Annotated in this window: 13 protein-coding genes and 4 pseudogenes; 13 read left to right on the forward strand and 4 right to left on the reverse strand. The window is 62.2% G+C overall.

What is annotated here, in order from left to right:
- Window positions 1-161 precede the first annotated feature (161 nt).
- From ABIN98_RS09645 to ABIN98_RS09655, 3 genes are read left to right on the forward strand one after another with little or no spacing between them, the layout of a single operon-like run.
- On the forward strand, window positions 162-2,585 hold the full coding sequence (locus tag ABIN98_RS09645) for an EAL domain-containing protein (RefSeq protein WP_346909520.1): 2,424 nt from the start codon (window positions 162-164) through the stop codon (window positions 2,583-2,585).
- A gap of 47 nt (window positions 2,586-2,632) precedes the next feature.
- Window positions 2,633-3,115, forward strand: a complete 483-nt coding sequence (gene ruvX, locus ABIN98_RS09650; RefSeq protein WP_346909522.1) for a Holliday junction resolvase RuvX — start codon at window positions 2,633-2,635, stop codon at window positions 3,113-3,115.
- Window positions 3,116-4,042, forward strand: a complete 927-nt coding sequence (locus tag ABIN98_RS09655) for an AEC family transporter (protein ID WP_346909523.1) — start codon at window positions 3,116-3,118, stop codon at window positions 4,040-4,042. It begins immediately after the preceding gene.
- Window positions 4,043-4,066: 24 nt separating this feature from the next.
- On the opposite strand, the pseudogene ABIN98_RS09660 reads toward ABIN98_RS09655, so the two are convergent.
- Window positions 4,067-5,749 (reverse strand): annotated as a pseudogene (locus ABIN98_RS09660) (acyl-CoA dehydrogenase family protein).
- A gap of 219 nt (window positions 5,750-5,968) precedes the next feature.
- On the opposite strand from ABIN98_RS09660, the pseudogene ABIN98_RS09665 reads away from it, so the two are divergent.
- The 5 genes and pseudogenes from ABIN98_RS09665 (at window position 5,969) to dprA (ending at window position 10,984) form a co-directional block, all read left to right on the forward strand.
- Window positions 5,969-6,908, forward strand: a pseudogene (locus tag ABIN98_RS09665) (aspartate carbamoyltransferase catalytic subunit).
- A 10-nt stretch (window positions 6,909-6,918) separates the two neighbouring features.
- Window positions 6,919-8,222 (forward strand): annotated as a pseudogene (locus ABIN98_RS09670) (dihydroorotase).
- Window positions 8,223-8,259: 37 nt separating this feature from the next.
- Window positions 8,260-8,649, forward strand: coding sequence for a hypothetical protein (locus tag ABIN98_RS09675; protein WP_346909527.1), 390 nt, complete (start codon window positions 8,260-8,262; stop codon window positions 8,647-8,649).
- 556 nt (window positions 8,650-9,205) lie between these two features.
- The gene (gene plsY, locus ABIN98_RS09680; protein ID WP_346909529.1) at window positions 9,206-9,853 is read left to right on the forward strand and encodes a glycerol-3-phosphate 1-O-acyltransferase PlsY; all 648 of its coding nucleotides are present in this window, start codon (window positions 9,206-9,208) and stop codon (window positions 9,851-9,853) included.
- A pseudogene (dprA, locus tag ABIN98_RS09685) lies at window positions 9,850-10,984 on the forward strand (DNA-processing protein DprA). The gene plsY and the pseudogene dprA overlap by 4 nt, the downstream one beginning before the upstream one ends.
- Before the next feature lie 577 nt (window positions 10,985-11,561).
- Here the strand turns inward: dprA and ABIN98_RS09690 are convergent.
- On the reverse strand, window positions 11,562-11,987 hold the full coding sequence (locus ABIN98_RS09690) for a DUF2267 domain-containing protein (RefSeq protein ID WP_346909531.1): 426 nt from the start codon (window positions 11,985-11,987) through the stop codon (window positions 11,562-11,564).
- A 285-nt stretch (window positions 11,988-12,272) separates the two neighbouring features.
- Here ABIN98_RS09690 and topA point away from each other — a divergent pair, with 285 nt between their 5' ends.
- The 5 genes from topA (at window position 12,273) to rpmG (ending at window position 18,849) form a co-directional block, all read left to right on the forward strand.
- On the forward strand, window positions 12,273-14,954 hold the full coding sequence (gene topA / locus ABIN98_RS09695) for a type I DNA topoisomerase (RefSeq protein ID WP_346909533.1): 2,682 nt from the start codon (window positions 12,273-12,275) through the stop codon (window positions 14,952-14,954).
- Between the two features lie 62 nt (window positions 14,955-15,016).
- A complete protein-coding gene (rnr, locus tag ABIN98_RS09700; RefSeq protein ID WP_346909535.1) occupies window positions 15,017-17,272 on the forward strand; it encodes a ribonuclease R in 2,256 nt (751 codons plus the stop codon).
- Window positions 17,269-17,733: a DUF983 domain-containing protein gene (locus tag ABIN98_RS09705; protein WP_346909537.1), complete on the forward strand. Its 465-nt coding sequence runs from the start codon at window positions 17,269-17,271 to the stop codon at window positions 17,731-17,733. Before rnr ends, ABIN98_RS09705 begins: the two co-directional genes overlap by 4 nt.
- Window positions 17,730-18,488, forward strand: coding sequence for an NUDIX hydrolase (locus ABIN98_RS09710; RefSeq protein ID WP_346909539.1), 759 nt, complete (start codon window positions 17,730-17,732; stop codon window positions 18,486-18,488). Before ABIN98_RS09705 ends, ABIN98_RS09710 begins: the two co-directional genes overlap by 4 nt.
- A 193-nt stretch (window positions 18,489-18,681) precedes the next feature.
- Entirely contained in the window at window positions 18,682-18,849 is a 168-nt protein-coding gene (gene rpmG, locus ABIN98_RS09715; protein ID WP_190290594.1) for a 50S ribosomal protein L33, read from the forward strand.
- 93 nt (window positions 18,850-18,942) lie between these two features.
- Here rpmG and ABIN98_RS09720 read toward each other — a convergent pair whose 3' ends face one another.
- The gene (locus ABIN98_RS09720; RefSeq protein WP_346909541.1) at window positions 18,943-20,235 is read right to left on the reverse strand and encodes an Hsp70 family protein; all 1,293 of its coding nucleotides are present in this window, start codon (window positions 20,233-20,235) and stop codon (window positions 18,943-18,945) included.
- Between the two features lie 253 nt (window positions 20,236-20,488).
- The gene (locus ABIN98_RS09725) at window positions 20,489-22,204 is read right to left on the reverse strand and encodes a methyl-accepting chemotaxis protein (protein WP_346909543.1); all 1,716 of its coding nucleotides are present in this window, start codon (window positions 22,202-22,204) and stop codon (window positions 20,489-20,491) included.
- Between the last annotated feature and the right edge of the window lie 150 nt (window positions 22,205-22,354).

Here is a 22,354-nt window from a genome sequence, read left to right on the forward strand (position 1 = left end):
TTTAGCAGACCCCTGCGCACTCTGAACCGGTCAAATTGCCCAGACCCACTTCACTCTTTGTTCAACAGAACAGAAATCTCCCGCCTGAGTTAAGGAAATCAGGAGGCACACGCATCATAATGGCTTTTCAATCCGTAAGTTACGGAAGAGGGGTCCGCTGGATGAAAATCAGAAGCTTTCTGATTTTGTCGTTCCTGATTGCAACGCTCGTACCGTCGCTGATCTTCTGCGCGTGGTCCTACCGTGACGGCGTTGATCGGGAATTTGCAGACGTCAAGGACCGGCACCTTCTGATCGCGCGCAATCTCGGTTTCGCGTTAGAGCGCTATCATCAGGACGTGGTCGCTGCATTCGAATCCGTCAGCTCTTCCCTGTCATCCGGAACAGAAATGCCCGGCATGACCCGGCTGCTGCGTCGACTCGACATGCTGTGCATCCTGAACGTCGACAGCCGGGACGGGCGGATCCTGGAAAAACTCGAAGTCGATCCCAGTGGCGAAAAATCCAATCTGCCGGAAGGTCTCTTCTCCGACCTGAAGTCGATCGCCCTGCTCGACCGCACCACTTTCACCGGCGTGCGCGCCGATGCGGCCGACCGGAATGTCATCTTCATGGTCAGGGACCATGGCTCCTATCTGTCGGTCGGCCAGATCAGCACCCGCTATTTCGTATCGCTCGGCCAGAGCATCGCCTTTGGCATCAAGGGGCACGCCGCGATTGTCGACCAGTTCGGCAGCGTCCTCGCTCACCCGCTGGCGGACTGGATTGCAAGCCGCAAGAACATCGCCAAGGTTTCCGCAGTCGAGCGGATGATGAACGGCGATACCGGTATCGAACTCTTCTACTCCCCGGCCATGAAGGGCGACATGATCGCCGGCCTGACCTCCGTCCCCGGTCCGGGCTGGGGCGTCATGGTTCCGCAGCCGGTCGCCGAAATCTACGACAAGGTCTACGCCAACCAGCAGTCCGTCTTGCTGGCCATCGCGGCCGGCCTCGGGATTACACTTTTGCTCGGCCTCGTGCTGGCGCGCTCCATTTCCGCTCCGCTTGAAAAGCTGGTCGAGAAGATGAAACAGAATGCCCGGCACCGGCAACTCAATACCGTCGGCACCGACATCGGCATGATCCCCTTCACCGAGATCATCGACTTTCGCAACAGCTACAACGTCATGGTTCGCCGAGTGAGCAAGGCGGGCAAGCGGATCGAGGCCCTCGCTTATACCGACGCCGTGACCGGCCTGCCCAACCGGCTGCGCCTGCAGGCGCTCGCTGCCCCCATCCTGGAAGAGGCAGGTCTGGAAGGTATGGGCAAGTCAACCTCAGGCGGTGTCCTGATCCTCGTCGATCTCGACAATTTCAAAGAGATCAATGACATCCACGGCCGGGACATTGGCGATGTCTTCCTGAAAGCCTGCGCCCGAAAACTCACCGTCGCGACCAACATTCTTCAGGCAGAACGGGCGCTCGCCGGTCAAAACGGCGATCCGCTCATCGCGCGCATCGGCGGCGACGAATTCGTCATCATCGTGCCGGGGCTCCATGAGGAAGAGGCCATCGTGGCGTTCCTCGACACCCTCAGGACCGAACTGACGACGCCCGTTCCGGAGCTTCCCTTCATTTCCAACTCCAGCGCCAGCATCGGATGCGTCCGTTTCCCCTGCCATGGAACGGATCTTGAGGAACTGATCAAACGCGCCGACATCGCCATGTACCATGCCAAGGTGAGCGGCAAGAACAAGTCGGAGGTCTACAACCCCGGCATCGGCACCCAGTCGGTCGCGGAAATGCGCCGCAACCTGATCACCGCCATCGAAAACGACGAGTTGGTTCTCGAATACCAACCCAAGATCTGTGCCCGCCGTCAAAAGGTTTGCGGCGTGGAGGCCCTGGTGCGCTGGGACCACCCCCAGCACGGCCGCCTGCTGCCCGGGATCTGGATTCCCGCCGTCAGCGATTCCCCCGCCATGTCGCGTCTGGGCGAATGGGCGGTCGAACGGGCCATGACCGACTACGAACGCCTTGCCGGCACCGGCTGCGACCTTTTCATGTCGGTCAACATCGGTTCCAGGCACTTCGTCGCCCCCGACTTCGTCTCTTCCATCGACGCGATCCGCGAACGCCTCGACTTCGATCCCTCCCGCCTTGAGATCGAGGTGACCGAGGATGCTCTTTTCGTGTCCGAAGACCGTGCGGTGAACGCCTTCCGCGAACTGCACGAGCGCGGTTACACGGTTTCCATCGACGATTTCGGTAAGGGCTATTCCAACATCGCCCGGCTGGCGCAATTATCGGTCGACTTTCTCAAGATCGACCGCTCCATCATTGTCGGCGCCTTCGAAGACAGCCGTACCCGCTCCATCCTGGAAGCCATCATGACGATGGCGGGTGAACTCGGCTGCAGAACCGTCGCCGAAGGCGTCGAGACCCTGCAGCAGGCGGAATTCGCCACCCGGATCGGCGCCAATTGCCTGCAGGGCTACTACTTCGCAGCCAGCATGCCGATCGATACACTGGTCGACTGGCTGGAACACCAGTCGGACAACGCCGTGCAGGCCTATCACGAACGGCTGAAGGAAGCCGTTTGAAGTTTTCCGGGCTGGCACAGGTCCGTGACTGCTGATAAAGCCGGACGATGGCATCCGATCCGACTCTTCTCCTCGATGATTTCCTGGCAGCCCTGCCGCCTTCCGGCCGCCTGATCGGCCTCGATCTGGGCACCAAGACCATCGGCCTGGCGCTTTCCGATCTCGGCCGAGGTATCGCGAGCCCGATGGAAACCATCCGGCGCAAGAAGTTCACCATCGACGCCGAACGTTTGCTTCAGATCTGCACAGAACAACAGGTCGGCGGCATCGTCCTCGGCCTGCCGCTCAACATGGATGGCACTGAAGGCCCCCGCGCCCAGGCTACCCGCGCCTTCGCCCGCAATCTGGCGCAGAAGACGAACCTGCCCATGACGATGTGGGACGAACGCCTGTCGACAGCCGCCGTGACCCGCACCCTGCTCGAAGCCGATTCCAGCCGGGCGCGCCGCGCTGAAGTCGTCGACAAGATGGCCGCCGCCTACATCCTGCAAGGGTTTCTCGACCGCCTCGGACATATGGGATCGGCCTAGATGCTGGTGACAATCCACGCCCTGCTGCCCGTCATTCTGGTGATCGCGGCCGGTTATCTCGTCGCGCGGATCGGGCTCATTACCGGCGACCAGTGGCACGGCATAGAGCGGCTCACCTATTTCGTGCTGTTTCCCGCGATCTTGTTCAAGACCACCGCGCTGGTCGATTTTTCCAGTCTGCCGACCTTGCCCATGGGCGGGACCCTGTTTGCATCGGTCTTCATCATGGCCGCGATCATGCTGGCGCTCCGGCCGGTGTTCCTGAGCGTATGGGGCATCACCGGGCCGCGGTTCACGTCCATCTTCCAGGGCGTGTTGCGCTGGAACGGCTTCATCGCACTGGCGGTTGCCGCCGAGGTCATCGGGTCCGACGGCGTCGCGCTGGTCGCCGTCGCCATGGTGTTCATGATCCCGATCCTGAATGCCATGTGCGTGCTGGTGCTGTCGCGCTATACCGGCGGCGAGGCGCCAACAACGGCAAAGATCCTGCGCGACCTCTACACCAACCCGTTCATCGTTTCCATCCTGGCCGGACTTGGCATGAATCTCTCCAGCCTGCCGATCCCGTCCATCCTGCAATCGACGCTGACCATTCTCGGCAGCGCCGCCCTGCCGGTCGGCATCGTCTGTGTCGGAGCGGGTCTCGATCTTGCCGCTTTGCGCCGTCCCGGCCCGGCCCTGACGAGCGGAACCCTGATCCGGCTGATCGGCATGCCGCTGGTGGTCGCAGGCTTCGCCTGGGTTTTCGGCGTCACCGGGCCGGCGCTCGCAGCCATCATCATCGTCGCAAGCGTTCCCTCCGCCGGCAGTTCCTATGTGCTTGCCAGGCAAATGGGTGGCGACGCCAAGCTGATGGCGGAAATTCTCACTCTGCAGACCGTCGCCGGAATCGTCACCATCCCGCTGATGCTGTATCTGCTGGTGTGAGGCATTCTCACCTCGTCCGCACCCCTACCCTTCCGGATAGAGCCAATCCACCAGCGCCCGGGCGTTGTGGCGCGGGGAGAGCATGCCGTAAGTTGCGCGCCACTGGCCGGCGAGCCGGCTTTCGATGAAGGCGTCGCAGATGCCCTGGGGCACGATCTGCTTCAGCGCGGCTGCGGCGGCCGTCAGGGCAAGCTGTTCGGTGAGGATACGCCCGTTGGCCGGGTCCTCCACGGCGGCTTTGGCGGCTGCGGCAATCACATCGCACGAGGATTTCCCGCCACTGCCCAGCGCCTCGGTGAATTCGGCAAGGACCACTTCCAGCGCCTCCGGCGACTTTTGCAGCGCGCGCAGCACGTCGAGCGCCATCACGTTGCCGGAGCCTTCCCAGATCGCGTTGACCGGCGCGTCCCGATAGATCCGCGCCATGTCGAAGTCCTCCACATAGCCGTTGCCGCCGAGGCACTCCATGGCCTCGTAGGTGAGCGGCGGTGCCGACTTGCAGATCCAGTATTTGATTGCCGGCGTCATCAGCCGCACATAGGCCGCGTCGCGCTCGCTCGTTGCCCTCCGGTCGGCAGCCCGCACGAGCCGGAAGGCCAGTGCGGTAGCCGCTGCCACGTCCAGCGCCATGTCGGCCAGCACCCGCGTCATCAGCGGCTGGCCGATCAGTTTTTTGCCGAACACCTCCCGGTGTCGGCAATGATGGACGGCGCGGGACAGGCTCGCGCGCATCTGCGCCGCCGAGCCCAGAGCGCAGTCGATGCGCGTCGGCACCACCATTTCCAGGATCGTGGCGATCCCCCGCCCCTCCTCGCCGACCAGGAAACCGGTGGCGCGATGGAATTCCACTTCCGAGGAGGCGTTGGCGTGGTTGCCGAGCTTGGTCTTCAGCCTTTGGAAATGCAGCCCGTTGAGCCGCCCGTCCGGCAGCACCCGGGGCACCAGGAAACAGGTCGGTCCGGCGGATGTCTTTGCCAGCACAAGGAAGGCATCGCACATGGGCGCGGAGAAAAAACCACTTGTGCCCGGTGATCCGGTGGGTACCGTCGTTGCCGGCCTCGGCCGACGAGGTGATCGCCCTTAGGTCCGTGCCGCCCTGCTTTTCCGTCATGCCCATGCCGATGGTCACGCCGGGCTTCTGGTCCAGCGGCAACAGGCGGGCGTCATAGTCCCGTGTCTTCAGCTTCAAAAGCCAATCGCCGAACCGGTCCGGCTGCTGCTTCAGGACGGCACCCGCCGCATTGGTCATGGTGATTCGGGCAGCAATGTCCGGTCTCCACCTGGGAAGGTCAGGAAGTACTTCCCCGCCCTCAGCGTCTGCGCCCAGAGCTTTTCCTCTTCCAACACGGCGCAATGCAGCCCGGCCTCCACCGAGCGGCGCATCAGGGCGTGATAGGCGGGATGGAAATCGACCCGGTCGGCGCGCCTTCCGTGCTTGTCATGGGTGACGAGCTCCGGCTTGTGCTCGTTGGCGAGACGGCCCAGGTCGAGAATTTCCCGCATACCGCAAACGGCGCCGTGGGTCAGGAAGTCGCTCCTGGCGGTTTCCTCCAACGCCTCGCCCTGGGCAGCGATCAGGACCGGATCGGTCGCGGCCAGATTGGCCCCGCCATAGTCGGGCGCCTGATTGAAGACGTCATGGGTCGCGAATTCCGGCAGGCTGCCGCCGTCTTCCCCCGACGGGTTTCCAGGTTCCTGGATCGCCATGAACGTCTCTCCCACCCCGCGATTCGCGAACACGTGTGGACAGGGTAGCATGTCACTCAGCGAATGCTTGTAAGCGAATTCGATTCCGCCTATAGGCATGATCTCGATGAGCGCGACAGATCCCCATCGAGACAGCCCACAATTCCCACACGCTCCGTGGTGTGCCCCCTGGTGGTTTTCGCAGCCTGAACCAAGCGAAAAAATCAGGGAGCGAAACACATGCAGGCTGACCTTTTCCCCCACCGACATCTGCTCGGCATCGAAGGGCTCCAGCCTCAGGATATCCTTGGGCTTCTGGACCGGGCGGAAGCCGCCGTCGAGCTCAACCGCCAGGTGGAAAAGAAAAAGTCCGTCCTGAGTGGCCGGACCCAGATCAACCTGTTTTTCGAGGCCTCGACCCGGACCCAGTCCTCCTTCGAGCTTGCCGGCAAGCGCCTCGGCGCCGACGTGATGAACATGGCGGTCTCCTCCTCCTCGGTGAAGAAGGGCGAGACGCTGATCGACACGGCGGCCACCCTGAACGCCATGCACCCGGATCTGCTGGTGGTCCGCCACCATGCCGCCGGCGCCGTGCATCTCCTGGCGCGCAAGGTCGACTGTTCGGTGGTCAACGCCGGCGACGGCCCCCACGAGCACCCGACCCAGGCGCTGCTCGACGCGCTGACCATCCGCCGCCACAAGGGCAAGATCGCCCGGCTGACCGGTGGCGATCTGCGGCGATATCGTCCATTCCCGGGTCGCCCGTTCGAACATCATCCTGCTCAACGCACTGGGCGCGCGCGTCCGCGTGATCGCTCCGTCCACCCTGCTGCCAAGCGGTATCGAGCAAATGGGCGTGGAAGTCTTCCGCGACATGCGCGAAGGCCTGAAGGGCGTCGACATCGTCATGATGCTGCGCCTGCAGCGGGAGCGTATGAGTGGCTCCTTCATCCCGTCGGTACGCGAATATTACCGCTACTACGGGCTGGATGCGGAAAAGCTGAGCTATGCCCGAGAAGATGCGCTGGTTATGCACCCCGGCCCCATGAACCGGGGCGTGGAAATCGATCCGGCCGTGGCCGACGGGCCGCAGAGCCTCATTCGCGAGCAGGTGGAAATGGGGGTCGCCGTGCGCATGGCCGTACTCGAAGCCCTCGCCGCCCATCTGCCGAACCAGTAGGACAAAGACCGTGGCATCAGACACTCCCAAACCGCTGGTTCTCTCCCAACGCCAGGGTGATCGATCCCGCAAGGGATCTCGACGCACCGGGCTCGGTGATCATCGCCGACGGCACCATCCTCGCAGCCGGCCCCGAAGCCGCCAATCAGGGCGCGCCCTACGGCGCGGAGATCATCGACTGCGCGGGGCGCGATCGCAGCCCCCGGGCTGATCGACATGTGCGTCTCCGTCGGCGAACCGGGCGCCGAACACCGCGAGACGCTCGCCAGCGCCAGCGACGCGGCAGCCGCCGGTGGCGTCACCACGATTTGCACCATGCCGGAAACCGATCCGGTGATCGACGATCCGGCCCTGGTCGACTTCATCCTGCGCCGCGCCCGCGACACCGCCAGCATCAACGTGCATCCGATGGCTGCCCTGACCAAGGACCTCGAAGGCCAGGAAATGACCGAGATCGGCCTTCTCCAGGAAGCCGGCGCGATCGCGTTCTCCAACGGACACAAGTCGGTGCGCAACGCCCAGACCATGCGCCGGATCCTCACCTACGCCCGCGATTTCGACGCCCTCATCGTGCATCACACGGAAGATCCGGACCTCGCCGGCGGCTCCATGAACGCAGGCCTCAATGCCAGCTGGAAGGGGCTCTCCGGCATCCCGCGCGAGGCCGAGGTGATCATGATCGAGCGTGATCTGCGCCTGGTCGGCATGGCGAAGGGGAAATACCACGCCAACCTGATTTCCACCTCCGATAGCGCCGAGGCGATCCGCATCGGCAAGGACCGGGGCCTCAACGTCACCGCCGGCATCTCGATCAACCATTTGACCCAGAACGAGAACGACATCGGCCCCTACCGGACCTTCTTCAAGATGTCGCCGCCCCTGCGCAACGAGGATGACCGCCAGGCGATGATCGCCGCCCTTGCCGACGGCACCATCGACATCATCGTCTCCAACCACGATCCCCAGGACGTGGAAACCAAGCGCCATCCCTGGGCGGAAGCCGAGGACGGCGCCATCGGTCTGGAAACCCTGCTCGCCGCGGCTTTGAGGCTCTACCATTCCGGCGATATCGAGCTTCTGCCCCTGCTCGCCTCCATGACCAGCCGTCCCGCCGACCGGCTCGGCCTGGAGACCGGACGGCTGACCACCGGCGCACCGGCTGACGTGGTCGTCTTCGATCCGGACCGTCCATGGGTTCTGGAAAAGAGCGCGATCCGCTCCCGCTCCAAGAACTCGCCCTTCGAGGATGCGCGCTTTTCCGGCCGGGTGCTGCACACCATCGTTGCGGGCCGGCCCGTCTACACGTACGCTTAGGTGCACGCTTGAGATAGAGCAACTCTAGGTCAAATGCATGAGCACGATTGCGAGACTTCTATTCGCGCTGCTTGCCCTTTCGTCCGTTTTCGCCACTACAACTGCGAATGCCCTCGATTTCTCCCAATCGAGGTCGACGGTTGATCCCGTCTTTGGCACCGTTACCTATGAGATCGTAACAGCTGACAGTGTATTCTTTGACCGTCCGCAGCAGGCGGTGGTAATGGATGATGATGGGCATTTGCTTGCGGCAACACCGGTAACGTCTGGCTCATTGTCCATTCGCTGTAACGCTCCGGCACCACAACAATGCACCGTATATGACCAGATCCAAGTTGTTATCTATGAGCCCGTTGTGAAGGATTGGACGCAGGGCAACAGTATTTCGATCAGAGCCGGCTATCAGACTTTCCAGACCCAAACGTGAGCAAAGGCTTCAGGATGCGCGTTCCCAGTCTGTCCGAGAGGCTTCTCATCGAGGCCGCCTTGACGGCAGATCATCCCCTAAGGTTCCTGTTGTTGATTGTCTGGTGGACGCTAGCTTGGATATTAATCGCCCGGCTGGGTTGGAAATGGTGGAACCATCGGAAAATTGCGTCAGTGAGAGTTCTATCAATCTTGTCCGTCACAACGCATCTGATTGTCTTCACCTTCATGGTAGTCATTGTCGCATTCGGTTGGTCGCTAGAACCGTATTCCGCGATCTACGGTTTGTTCATCTGTTTGATTGGGGCCCTATCCGCCTTCCTGCTGACGGGGGTGCTTAACAGAAACCGCCCCGACGCACTCCAGTGACGAGAGCAATTCGAAACGACGGTCAGTTGGCGATCGGAGTTCACAATAAATGCATAAAAGGCACAGACGACTTCCAAGTTATCCAATGAGCAAGGTGGCATGTCTGTGCTAATGACACAGGCGTTGAAGTGCAGACTGTCTACACTTACGATTGACAAAACAAACGATTTACGTGGGGGAGCAATCAGTTGCCCGATCCGATCAGCTGGGGCCTAGCCTGGCCCTATTACCTCGCAGCCCTGGCTTTCGGCTACCTGCTCGGCTCGATCCCCTTCGGCCTGGTGATCACGCGTATGGCCGGTCTCGGCGACATCCGCAACATCGGCTCCGGCAACATCGGCTCGACCAATGTGCTCAGGACCGGGCGCAAGTCGCTCGCCGCAGCCACCCTGCTCGGCGATGCGCTGAAGGGCACCGTCGCCGTTCTGATCACCCGCTATTTCTACGGCGTCGAAATGGCGCTGATCGCAGGTCTCGGCGCCTTTCTCGGCCACCTGTTCCCCATCTGGCTGAAGTTCAAGGGCGGCAAGGGTGTCGCCACCTATCTCGGCATCCTGCTCGGCATCTACTGGCCGGCCTTCTTCGCCTTCGCCGGCATCTGGCTCGCCATGGCCTACCTGTTCCGCTACTCCTCGCTCTCCGCCCTGATGGCAAGTCTGGCGACCCCGTTCCTGCTCTACAGTGTCGGCCAGTTCCAGATAGCGGAAATGTTCCTGGCCATGACCCTGCTCCTGTGGCTGAAGCACAACGAAAACATCCATCGGCTGATGATGGGCGAGGAATCCCGGATCTCGTTTAAATCCAAAGCTGAATCCGGCGGCGACGCTGAGGCATGACCGTCGATCCGAAGCCGGACCTGATGCCACGTCTCGACGAGGCGCAGCGCCTGTCATGGCTTCGGCTGATCCGCTCCGAAAACGTCGGCCCGCGCACCTTCCGCGACCTGATCAATCATTTCGGCTCCGCCAAGGCCGCCCTTGAAGGCCTTCCCGGCCTGTCCCGGCGCGGCGGCAAAGGCAACCTGCGCATCTGTTCGGAACAGGAAGCCGAGGGTGAACTCGCCGCCCATGACAGCGCGGGCGCCCGCCTCGTCGCCATGGGTGAACCGGGCTATCCACCCTCACCTGCGCCATATCGACGGACCGCCGCCGCTTCTTTCCGTCAGGGGCAGCGGCGAAACGCTGAGCCGTCCGCAGACACTTGCCATCGTCGGCGCCCGCAACGCCTCCCTGTCCGGACGCAAGCTGGCAGCGACCATCGCAAGAGAATTGTCCGGCAACGGCTATGTCATCGCCTCCGGCCTCGCCCGCGGCATCGATGCCGCCGCCCATGAGGCCGCTTTGGCCGGTGGCACGGTCGCCGTCTTTGCCGGTGGCATCGACCATCTTTACCCGCCCGAACACGGGCCGCTGCTCAAGGCCATTCTCGACGCGGGCGGAACGGCCATCAGCGAAATGCCCTTCGGCTGGAAGCCGCGCGGCCGCGATTTTCCCCGCCGCAACCGGCTGATATCCGGCCTGTCGTTGGGTGTGGTGGTGATCGAAGCCGCAAAGGCCTCCGGCTCCCTGCACACCGCCCGTTTCGCCCTGGAACAAAACCGGGAAATCTTCGCCGTTCCCGGCTCGCCGCTGGACGCCCGGTCCGAAGGCGCCAACCGGCTGATCCAGCAAGGCGCAGCCCTGATCACCTGCGCCCAGGATATCCTCGACGCCCTTTCCGGGCGCAGCGAACCGACCCTGCCCTTCGGCTCCGGCTTTTCGGAGCCCGGCGGTAAGGCGCCCGAGGAGCCGTCGGACAAGATCCGCCAGCGCATCCTCACGGCCCTCGGCCCCACCCCGGTCGAAGTCGACGACCTGATCCGCGACCTCGGCGAACCGCCGCGCATGGTCCACGTCATCCTCCTGGAACTCGAACTCGCCGGCCGCCTGGAGCGTCATCGCGGACAGAAGGTGTCGCTGGTTTATTGAGCGGACGGATATTGAAAGAGCAGTGAGCTTTAGGATGAGGATCAGCAATCAGCGCGGATCATCCGTAGGCCTCCAGCCGGCCTGAACCCGGTCGACGATCCATTCAAATGGCCAAACCCCGAGTACCGGCAAATGTCGCGCTTCCGGTGTAAGGCGTCCAATGCGGCTCCACCCCTTCTCCGCATCCCACAAATGCCCCTCCGCCGGCTTTTCAGAACGGGAGCAATCACGGAGCGACCGCGGAACATTGGGATATTCTTATTCCCATCAGGAATTAGACAATTCCCGACGGTCCTAGCGACCTTTCGTTTCAAACCAAAGCTAATCACCGTAAAGCAATAGAAGGCTTCTGGCCCATCAAGGACATCACAAATATTGTCGGGACGCTTAGGATAAAGAGTGTCGTATACTCTAACCAGGTTATGAAAATCCGGATGCTTGTGCGTATACTGGAGGTAGTAATATCCGTTATCGGTTTCGATTTCCAGAACATCGCCGACTTTTGGTCTGGCCACTTTAAATCACCATCCATAAACGCCTTACGAACTATGGTTGCTCCGCTCTGGGTGCATCCAGCCTAATACCCCACCTCCCAGAAAGCCACCGCTCCCTCCGGCAAGCTCTGAAGCATCGCATCGAACGCCTTCTCGTCCACATGAGCCCGCAACGCGCGTGCAACACCGTCAATGGCGTTTGCGGGCGAAAAGTTGTGGTGCCGGCGTAGGGCTTGAACCTCTTCCATCATGTCTTCCCGGCTGGAAAACGGAACCGGCAGCACCTCGATATCCCAGTCCTTGACGAACAACGCCCGCAGGACGGCGGGCAGCTCGTTGGCAAAGCGCAAGCCCTCCGCCACGGTCAGCCGGCGCCGGAAGGCAAGCAGCACGCCCTGCACGGTCGTATAGGTCTGATTGCGCGTGGTGAGGTCCAGCGCAATGCGCGCATCTTCCAGGAAGCTTTCGAAAATCTGTCCGGCGCGCTGGTAATCATCCGGCATCGGCATGGTCCGTATTCCACGTCATGGATAATGTGTCAGGTCTGGTTATAATGCGGCAGGTTGTCCGGTTCGGCGTGCACACGTCAAACGTCGTTTCCGGAACTGCCGGATCCGGCTCGCGGTCCGGTGGATAACTCGCCTTTTTGCAGGGTCACTTGACCGCACTCGCGCAAAGGTCCATTTGACAGGCGGTCGGCGATCCGTGATCGTCGCCATCTTGAAACTGTGAATTTCTTCGGGACGCGGCTCGGGGCTCCGCATCCGTTCCCGTCAGTCAGCATTTGGGTATCGATGAACATCGTCATTGTGGAATCGCCGGCCAAGGCCAAGACGATCAATAAATATCTCGGCTCGGATTATCACGTGTTGGCCTCTTACGGCCACGTGCGCGATCTGCCGCCGAAGGACGGATCGGTCAAGCCGGATGAAGACTTCGCCATGAGCTGGCAGGTGGATTCCAAGTCCCAGAAGCGGCTTTCGGAGATCGCCAATGCGGTCAAGGACGCCGACCGCCTGATTCTCGCGACTGACCCCGACCGCGAAGGCGAGGCGATTTCCTGGCATGTGCTGGAAGTGCTGCAGAAGAAGCGCGTCCTGAAGGACAAAAAGGTCCAGCGCGTCGTCTTCAATGCCATCACCAAGTCCGCGATCCTGGAGGCGATGGCCAACCCGCGCGAACTCGACACGCCGCTGGTCGACGCCTATCTGGCGCGCCGCGCGCTCGACTATCTGGTGGGCTTCACCCTGTCTCCGGTCCTGTGGCGCAAGCTGCCGGGTGCCCGCTCCGCCGGCCGTGTGCAATCGGTCGCGCTACGCCTGATCTGCGACCGGGAAATGGAGATCGAGGTCTTCAAGCCCCAGGAATACTGGTCGATCCTCGCCAATCTGAAGACACCCTCCGGCGACCCGTTCCAGGCCTCCGTCACCGGTTTCGACGGCAAGAAGATCGGCCGCCTCGACATCAAGTCGGAAGGCGAAGCCACCGCCATCAAGACCATGCTGGCCTCCGCCGGCTTTTCCGTGGACAGCGTCACCTCCAAGCCGACCAAGCGCAATCCGGCGCCGCCCTTCACCACCTCCACCCTGCAGCAGGAAGCCTCGCGCAAGCTCGGCTTTGCCGCGTCCCGCACCATGCAGGTGGCGCAGCGTCTCTATGAAGGCATTGCCATCGGTGGCGAGACCTCCGGTCTCATCACCTATATGCGTACCGACGGCGTGCAGATCGCCGGCGAGGCGATCTCCGCCGCCCGCAAGGTGATCGGCAAGGATTTCGGCGACAATTACGTGCCCGAAAAGCCGCGTTTCTATTCCACCAAGGCCAAGAACGCCCAGGAGGCCCACGAGGCCATCCGCCCGACCGACCTGTTCCGCCGGCCGAAGGACGTTGCCCGTTTCCTCGACCCCGATCAGGCCAAGCTCTATGAGCTGATCTGGAAGCGCACCATGGCGAGCCAGATGGAATCCGCCGTCCTGGAACGCACCACCATCGACATCACCGCCTCCGGCTCCGGTAAAAAGGCCGCCCTGCGCGCCACCGGCTCCGTCGTCCGCTTCGACGGCTTCTTCGCCCTTTATCAGGAAGGCCGCGACGACGACGAGGACGAGGATTCCAAGCGCCTGCCCGCCGTCGACGACGGTGCATCGCTGATGCTCGGCTCCGTCGACGGCAAGGCTGAGGCCATCGAGGCCAGCCAGCATTTCACCACGCCGCCGCCGCGTTACACGGAAGCAAGCCTGGTCAAGAAGATGGAAGAGCTCGGCATCGGCCGGCCCTCCACCTATGCCTCCACGCTGCAGACCCTGCGCGACCGCGAATACGTGGAACTGGAAAAGAAGCAGCTCGTTCCCCAGGACAAGGGCCGGATCGTCACCGCCTTCCTGGAGAGCTTCTTCGACCGCTATATCGAATATGATTTCACCGCGAGCCTGGAAGAACAACTCGACAAGATTTCCGCCGGCGAATTGTCCTGGCTGGACGTGCTGCGTGCCTTCTGGAAGGACTTTTCCGGCGCCGTCGACGAGATCAAGGATCTCCGTGTCGCCCAGGTCATCGATGCGCTCAACGACCTGCTGGCCCCCCATATCTTCCCGGACAAGGGTGACGGCACCGATCCGCGCGCCTGCCCGTCCTGTTCCGACGGCCGTCTGTCGCTGAAGGTCAGCCGCTTCGGCGCCTTTATCGGCTGCTCCAACTATCCGGAGTGCAACTACACCCGCCAGCTCGCCAAGTCGGCCGACGGCGACGACGAAGCTGCCGACGGGCCGAAGATCCTCGGCCAGGATCCCGAAACCGGGCTCGACGTCTCGCTGCGCACCGGCCGCTTCGGACCTTATGTCCAGCTTGGCGAAGAAGCCAAGCCGAAGCGCGCGTCCCTGCCCAAGGGCTGGTCGGCGCCGGACATGGACCTGGACAAGGCGCTGCAGCTCCTGTCCCTGCCGCGCGAGGTCGGACCGCACCCGGAAGACGGCAAGATGATCTCCGCAGGCATCGGCCGTTACGGACCCTTCGTGCTTCATGAGGGCACCTATGCCAACCTCTCCTCCCCGGACGAGGTCTTTTCCGTCGGCATCAACCGCGCCGTCGATGCTTTGGCCGAAAAGCGCGCCAAGGGCGGACGCGGACGCGCCACCCCGGCCGCGCTGAAGGAACTCGGCGAACATCCCGAACAGGGCGGACCGATCACCGTGCGCGACGGACGCTATGGGCCTTACGTCAACCACGGCAAGGTCAACGCCACCCTGCCCAAGGGCACCGATCCCATGACGGTGACCATGGAACAGGCTGTGGAACTGATCACGGCCAAGGCCGGCAAGGGCGGCGGGACCAAGAAAAAGGCCGCGCCGAAAAAGGCTGCTGCGAAGAAACCGGCTGCCAAGAAAACAGCCGCCAAGAAGACCACGACTAAAAAGGCATCTGCAAAGGCAGAGGTCGACGCCTCCTCCGAAGAGGTGCCGTGGGACGACGCATCTTGAATGCGAAACGTATAGGAACCAGAAAACCAACCCGCCGGAAGACTGCCAAGGCACCGGCGGAAATGCCGTCGCGCGAGGATATCCTCGCCTTCATCGCAGATAACCCCGGAAAGGCGGGCAAGCGCGAAATCGCGCGCCATTTCGGCATTATCGGCGGCGCCCGCATTCCACTGAAGCGCATGCTGCGCGAACTCAGCGACGAAGGCCTCCTGGAAAAACGCCAGAAACGCCTGCTTCGCCCCGGCGACCTGCCCCCCGTGTTTGTGGTCAGCCTGGTTGCCCGCGACCGGGATGGCGAGCTTCTGGGCGAGCCCGTCGACTGGGACGACGACACCGGTCCCGCGCCGAAGGTTCTGGTGCTCACAGGGCGCGGCAAGGGTCCGCAGCCGGGCATCGGCGACCGGGCCCTCATCCGCCTGACGGAGTCCGACGAGGGAGAGGCCGATTACACCGGCCGGGTCATCAAGCTTCTGGAAAAGCGCCAGGACGCGATCCTCGGCATCATGCGCGCCCGCTCCGGCACCCACCCGCCCTATCTGGAACCGGTGGACCGCAAACAACGCGAACTGGACATCGATCCGAGCGATCTGAAGGGCGCCGAGGACGGCGATCTGGTCAGCGTTCAGGTCACCCGCACCGGCCGCTACGGCGCCCCGCGCGCCAGCATCGTGGAACGCTTCGGCTCCATGAATTCGGAAAAGGCGGTCTCCGAGATCGCCCTGCACAGCCACGGCATCCGCCATGTCTTCCCCGCCGCGGTGGAACAGGAAGCTGAGGAAGCGAAACCCGTCGAGACACTTGGCAAGCGCGAGGACTGGCGGCAGATCCCGCTCGTCACCATCGACCCGCCAGACGCGAAGGACCATGACGACGCCGTCTTCGCCGAACCCGACGACAGCGGCGAGAACGACGGCGGCCATGTGCTTTACGTGGCCATTGCCGATGTCGCCCATTACGTCCGCCCCGGCTCCGCGCTGGACCGGGAGGCCCATATGCGCGGCAATTCGGTCTATTTCCCCGACCGGGTGATTCCGATGCTGCCGGAGCGCATCTCCAACGTGCTCTGCTCCTTGCGCGAAAAGGAAGACCGACCGGCCCTTGCCGTGCGCATGGTCATCGACAAGGGCGGCCGCAAGATCTCCCATACGTTCCACCGGGTGATGATGCGCTCCGCCGCCCGCCTGTCCTATATCCAGGCCCAGAAGGCGATCGACGGAGTAACGGACGACAAGACCGAAACCCTGCTCGACGGCGTGCTGAAACCGCTGTGGGAAGGCTATGCAGCCCTGAAGACAGCGCGCGAGGCCCGAGAGCCGCTGGAACTCGACCTGCCGGAACGCAAGATCAAACTCAAGGACGACGGCACGGTCGATCACGTTTTCGTGCCCGAGCGGCTGGAAGCCCACAAGCTGATCGAGGAATTCATGATCCTCGCCAACGTTTCGGCCGCCGAGACGCTGGAAAAGAAAAAGACGCCCCTGCTCTACCGGATCCACGATGCGTCGACGCCGGAGAAGCTGGAAAACCTGAAAGAGTTCCTGTCCACCATCAACATGAAGCTGCCTTCGAGCGGCGGCTTGAGACCCTCCGTCTTCAACGGCATCCTGGCCAAGGTCAAGGACACGCCGGAGGCACATCTGGTCAACGAGGTGGTGCTGCGCAGTCAGGCCCAAGCGGAATACGCGCCGCAGAACATCGGCCATTTCGGCCTGAATCTGCGCCGTTATGCGCATTTCACCTCGCCGATCCGCCGCTATGCGGACCTGATCGTCCACCGCGGGCTGATCCGGGCGCTCGGCCTGGGCAACGACGGTCTGCCGGAAGGCATCGAGGCGAAACTGGAAGCCATCGGCGCTGAAATCTCCGGCGCCGAACGGCGTGCCATGCTGGCCGAACGGGACACCATCGACCGGCTGATCGCGCTGTGGATGGCCGACAAGATTGGCGCGGAATTTTCCGGCCGAATCGCAGGCGTGGTGAAGTCCGGCTTGTTCGTGCGCCTGGCCGACAGCGGTGCCGATGGCTTCGTGCCCGCCTCCACCATCGGCCTCGACTATTACAGGTATGACGAAGGGTCGCACGCCTTGATCGGTGACAAGACCGGTGAAACCTATCAGCTTGGAGACCAGATCACAGTCAGACTGGCTGAAGCGGCGCCCTTCGCAGGCGCCCTGCGTTTCGAAATCCTCAGTAGCGGTCGCGCCGCGAAGAAATCCCGGCGGAAACCCGGAGCGGCGCCCCGGAGCCCGCGCAAGCGCGCCGCAGCGAGGAATTCGAAAGCTTCCTCCGGACGCCCAAGCGGAAAGAAAAAACGATGAACGTTCAGTACAAGACCGAACTGCCGCATCCTGAAACCGGAACTCCGGCCAAGCCGTCGAGAAAGCCGATGCAGGCCATCATGCGGGGTCTTCGCAGCAGCTGCCCCTGTTGCGGCAAGGGGAAGCTGTTCTCCGGCTTTCTGACCACGGTCCACACCTGCAACAGCTGTGGCGAGGAGATCCATCATCACCGGGCCGATGATGCGCCGCCCTATTTCACCATCACGATCGTCGGCCACATCATCATTCCGGCCATGCTGGCGGTGGAAGTGCTTTATCATCCGGAAGTCTGGATCCACATGTCCCTGTGGGTCCCGCTGACGCTCATTCTCTCCCTCGGGATGCTGCGCCCGATCAAGGGCGCGCTTGTCGGGCTGCAATGGGCCCTTTATATGCATGGGTTCGACCCCGAGGCAGGCGATGATCTGCCGGAGCCAGACCCAGCAGCAGGCATCCGATGAACGCTAAACCCCAGATCAATCTCTCCAAGGATGAACAGGCGGGGAAATTTCCCTACATGCGTCCCCGCGACGCCTCCACTCTCCTGATCCTCGACAAGACGGCGGCAGGCCCGTTCCGCGTGTTGATGGGCCGGCGTCACATGGGGCACGCCTTCATGCCCGGCAAGTTCGTCTTTCCCGGCGGCCGGCTCGACCCGGGTGATTCCCGCGTGAACGTGGCATCGTCTTACGAGCCTGCGGTGGAAGAAAAGCTGTCGGCCCTGATGAAGGGCCCGAAGAGCGCGGCCCGCGTCCGCGCGCTGGCCCTGGCCGCCGTCCGTGAAACCTACGAGGAAGCCGGGATTTTCATCGGCGTGAAACGGGATGGCGTTGAAAACGGCCCCAAAGCCAGAATCGGCAAGGGCTTCGAGGCTTTCGAGGAGCGCGGCATCGAACTCGATCTCACCCCGTTCCGCATGGTCGCCCGCGCCATCACCCCGCCCCAACGGCCCCGCCGCTTCGATGCCCGCTTCCTGGCTGTCTGGGGCGATGCCATCGCCGCCCAGATGGAAAACGGCATGGGTCCCTCCGGTGAGCTGGAAGACGTGGAATGGCTGACCCTGGACGAAGCCCGGGAAAAGGAAATCCCCGCGATTACCAAGCGGATCCTCGGCGATCTCGAAGAACGCCTCGTAGGCGACCCGAAGCTTGCGCCTGAAACCCCGGTTCCCTTCTACTTTTTCCGCAGCGGCGGCTTCCAGCGGGACTTCATCTAGGACATTTGTCAGCGTGCGCCGTCATCAGCGCTCCAGTTCATGGATTTTCCGCAACAGCGCGCTCGCCAAAGCTTGACTTTGCCGCCGTCTTGAGTACTTTGCGCGCTGATTTCAGACACAGGGGCAGGATGCACGCCAGACGCTCTGGCCACGAGTACCGTTTGCCCGACCCAACAAAACAGGATCCAAGGCCATGGCCAAGGCGACTACAATCAAGATCAAGCTCCTCTCCACGGCTGACACCGGCTTCTTCTATGTCACGAAGAAGAACTCCCGTACCATGACCGAAAAGATGGTCATGAAGAAGTACGACCCGATTGCCAAGAAGCACGTGGAATTCAAGGAAGCCAAGATCAAGTAAGCTTCCCCGCTCACAGCGGACCTACGCTTCTCATGAAAAGACCCGCCGGTGTTGCCGGCGGGTCTTTTCGTTTTCCGGTGCCGCGTCAGGCCTTCAGGCGGCGACTGCCCAGTGATCCGCATCCTCCCTTGCGCCGATCAGGGCAAGGCCTGTTGCGACCGAGGTAAGCTCATTGCCGCCCGACAGCCGCTCGGCGCCAAAACGCTGCTCGAACTGCCTGCGGACCGCGGGCACGAACGAGGTGCCGCCGGTCATGAACACCCGGTCGATGTCGCGGTCGGTGATCCCGGCGTTGTCGATGGCCGCATCGAGCGCCCGGTCGATCTTCGCCAGTTCCGGCGCGATCCACAGGTCAAAGTCATCTCTTGTGACCGTGGCCCTGAAATCGGCTCCCAGCGGGGCGAAGGTCAGTTCTGCCTGCATGTCCGCCGAAAGCTGCGCCTTCGTCTCCGACACGGCCTTATAGAGCGGATAGCCTTGGTCCTCGTCGACCAGGTCGATGAACAGTTCGATCTTCTCCGGTTCCAGGCACCAGCGAAGCAGCTTCTTCATTTCCCGGTAGTCGTCGGAGGTCTTGAACACCGACAGCATGTGCCAGCGGGCGAAGTTGGAAAACAGGTTCGGCGGGATCTCCAGCTCCTTGCCCATGCTCTTGTAGCTGCTGCCCTTGCCGATCCTCGGCAGGATGACGTTGTCGATGATCCGGTAGTCGAAGGAATCGCCCGCGATCCCGACCCCGCCCCGGCCAAGCGGGTCGGCGGTCAGCCCGTCGCCGCCACGCCGGAACCGCATCAGCGAATAGTCCGTGGTACCGCCGCCGAGGTCGGCCACCAGGATGGTCGCATCCTCGTTCAGGCCCTGCGCAAAGGAAAAAGCCGCCGCGACCGGTTCCAGAACAAAGCGGATGTCCTGGAAACCCACACGCGCGAGCGCTTCCCGGTAACGGCGCATGGCCAGCGCCTCGTCCGGCGCATGGCCGGCAAAGGCCACCGGACGGCCGATGATCAGGCGGGTTTCCTCCGGAACAACCCGCGTGGCGGCACGCTTCATCGCACAGGTCAGGAATGTCGCCATTAGGTCTTCGAAATCAAATGGATTGCCGTAGATACCGGTGCCCTTGAAGGTCGCACTGGCAACGAACGACTTCAGCGACTGGATGAAACGCACATCCCCCAGGCTTTCCAGAAACTGCCGGATGGCCCAGGGGCCGACCTCCGGATGCGGCGGCCGTGCCGCGCCGCGGTCCAGAAAGCTGAGAACCGTCGCGAGCGAGGCAACCGCCTCAGCGCCGGCGCCGAACTCGACGGTCCGTGTGGCATTGCCCCCGTCCGCTTCGACGAAGACCGTGTTGGACGTTCCGAAATCAAGGCCGATGGTCTTCGTCATGCGGGGCACTCCGGTCAAATACGTCGCCCCGCCACGGCGCGCAATTACGCGCGGCCTGGGTCAAAAACGGTCGGGGCTTCTGGTTCAAGAGGGATTGGATCGGGCGTGCGGACATACGTCCTATCAGTGGAAGATGCAAGGCGTTATTGCCATATCGCACCCCATCGCCTTCCCGGAATGAAAAAACCCACCCGGATACAGGACATATCGTCCAACATCCGGATGGGCGGGTTTCGAAACCGAGTCCCTACGGTCAGGCCGCGGCGACGCCTTCCAGGAAGCGGTTGACCTCTTCCTTGAGCTGTTCCGTCCTGGCAGACAGATCGCCGGATGCGGCAAGGACGTCCTTGGCGGAAGACGAAGTCTGGTCGACTGCTTCCGACAGTTTGGACATGTTGGAGGACACTGACATGGTGCCTTCCGAGGCTCTGAGCACGTTCTGGGAAATCTCGTTGGTCGCCGCGCCCTGCTCCTGGACGGCTGCAGCGATGGTGGAGGTGTAGGAATCCACCTCTTCCATGATTTCGGTGATTTCTCCGATCGCCTGGACTGAGTCCTTGGTCGCCTCCTGAATGGCAGCGATCTGAGCGCCGATCTCCTCTGTCGCCTTGGAGGTCTGGGTGGCGAGTTCCTTCACTTCCGCCGCGACCACCGCAAATCCCTTGCCGGCCTCGCCCGCGCGGGCCGCCTCGATGGTTGCGTTCAGCGCCAGCAGGTTGGTCTGCTCTGCAATCGCCTGGATCAGCGTCACGACTTCACCGATCCGGCCGGCGGATTCCGCGAGCCCCTCGACCTTCTCGTTGGTCATCCGGGTGCCCTCGGTGGCCCGGGCGACAACCTCGGTCGTTTTTGAGACCTGCCGGGAAATTTCGCCGATGGAAGCAGACAGTTCCTCCGCCGCACTGGCAACCGTCTGCACGTTGCGCGTTGCCTCGTCGGAGACGCTCAGTGTATCGCTCGCATGATTCGCGCTTTCCTGGGCGATATCCGTCATCCGGCCTGCGGTCTGATCCATGCTGGTCGCCGTTTCGGCAACCGAAGCCAGGAGGTCGGAGGCACTGGTGCGGAAGGAAGCAATCAGGTCCTGGACCCGGTTCTGCCGATCCTCGGTCTCCCGCTCGCTGGCCTTCTGGCTGTTCTCCAGTTCCAACCGTTCCATGGACCGGCGTTTCAGCGTCTCCACAGCCTGGGCCATCTGGCCGATCTGATCGGTCCGTTCGGCGAAGGGAATGTCGACGGACAGGTCGTCTTCGGCGATACGCCCGGTGATACGAGCCAACTCGGAGAACGGCCGCAAAAGCCGCGCGACCATGAACATGCTGAGCAGGACCGCCACAATCACCACCGGCGCCGCCAAAAGCGTGAAACTGGTCATCATCTCGGAGACGTTTGCCTCGACTTCGGCCTTTTCGACACCGGCGTAGAGAATCCCGATGATGTCATTGGCAGGCGAAAAGATCGGCTGATAGATCGTGTAATAGTCCTTGCCGAGGATCGTCGCCTGGCCTTGAAAGGTCTTGCCGGTTGTGACCACCGGATAGACGGCCCCGTTTTGGCCGAGCGGCGTCCCCACCGCCCGATTGCCGTCCGGCTTGATGATGTTGGTGGTCTTGCGCCAGAAATCCTTCGTCTCCGGATCCCAGGCGAACACGGTAACCGTTTCGCCGGTCATGCGTCCGACCGTATCGATCAGGTCATGGGAGGTGAATTCGGGGATGGCGTCGAGTTCGATCCGTTCCACATTGCCGCCGGCGCCCCAGACGACCTTCGCCCCGTCCACCCGTTCTTCGAAGATGGTCGCCGCCACGCGCAGGTTGGTGTCCTGCTTGGCGACCGCACGGCTTTTCGCCTGATCGCTCGACACGTCGTAAACGATAAAGCCGATCACGAACATCGCCACGGTCAGGAACCCGGCAATGGCAAGAGCCATGGATGTGGTGATACTCAGTTTTTTGATATTCAGCGTCATTAGCTCTTGCCCCTCGAGAAGTCTCCCAGAGGAAAAGAAGCCAAATTAAAATTAAATTATTATGAATTCTAAATCTTGACCCAGAAGGAGAAAAACAACCAATCCATACCCATAGACTTGATTTGTATTGCTTTTCCCAAAAAGAATATA

The sequence above is a fragment of the uncultured Roseibium sp. genome (genome assembly GCF_963675095.2).
GTDB lineage: Bacteria > Pseudomonadota > Alphaproteobacteria > Rhizobiales > Stappiaceae > Roseibium.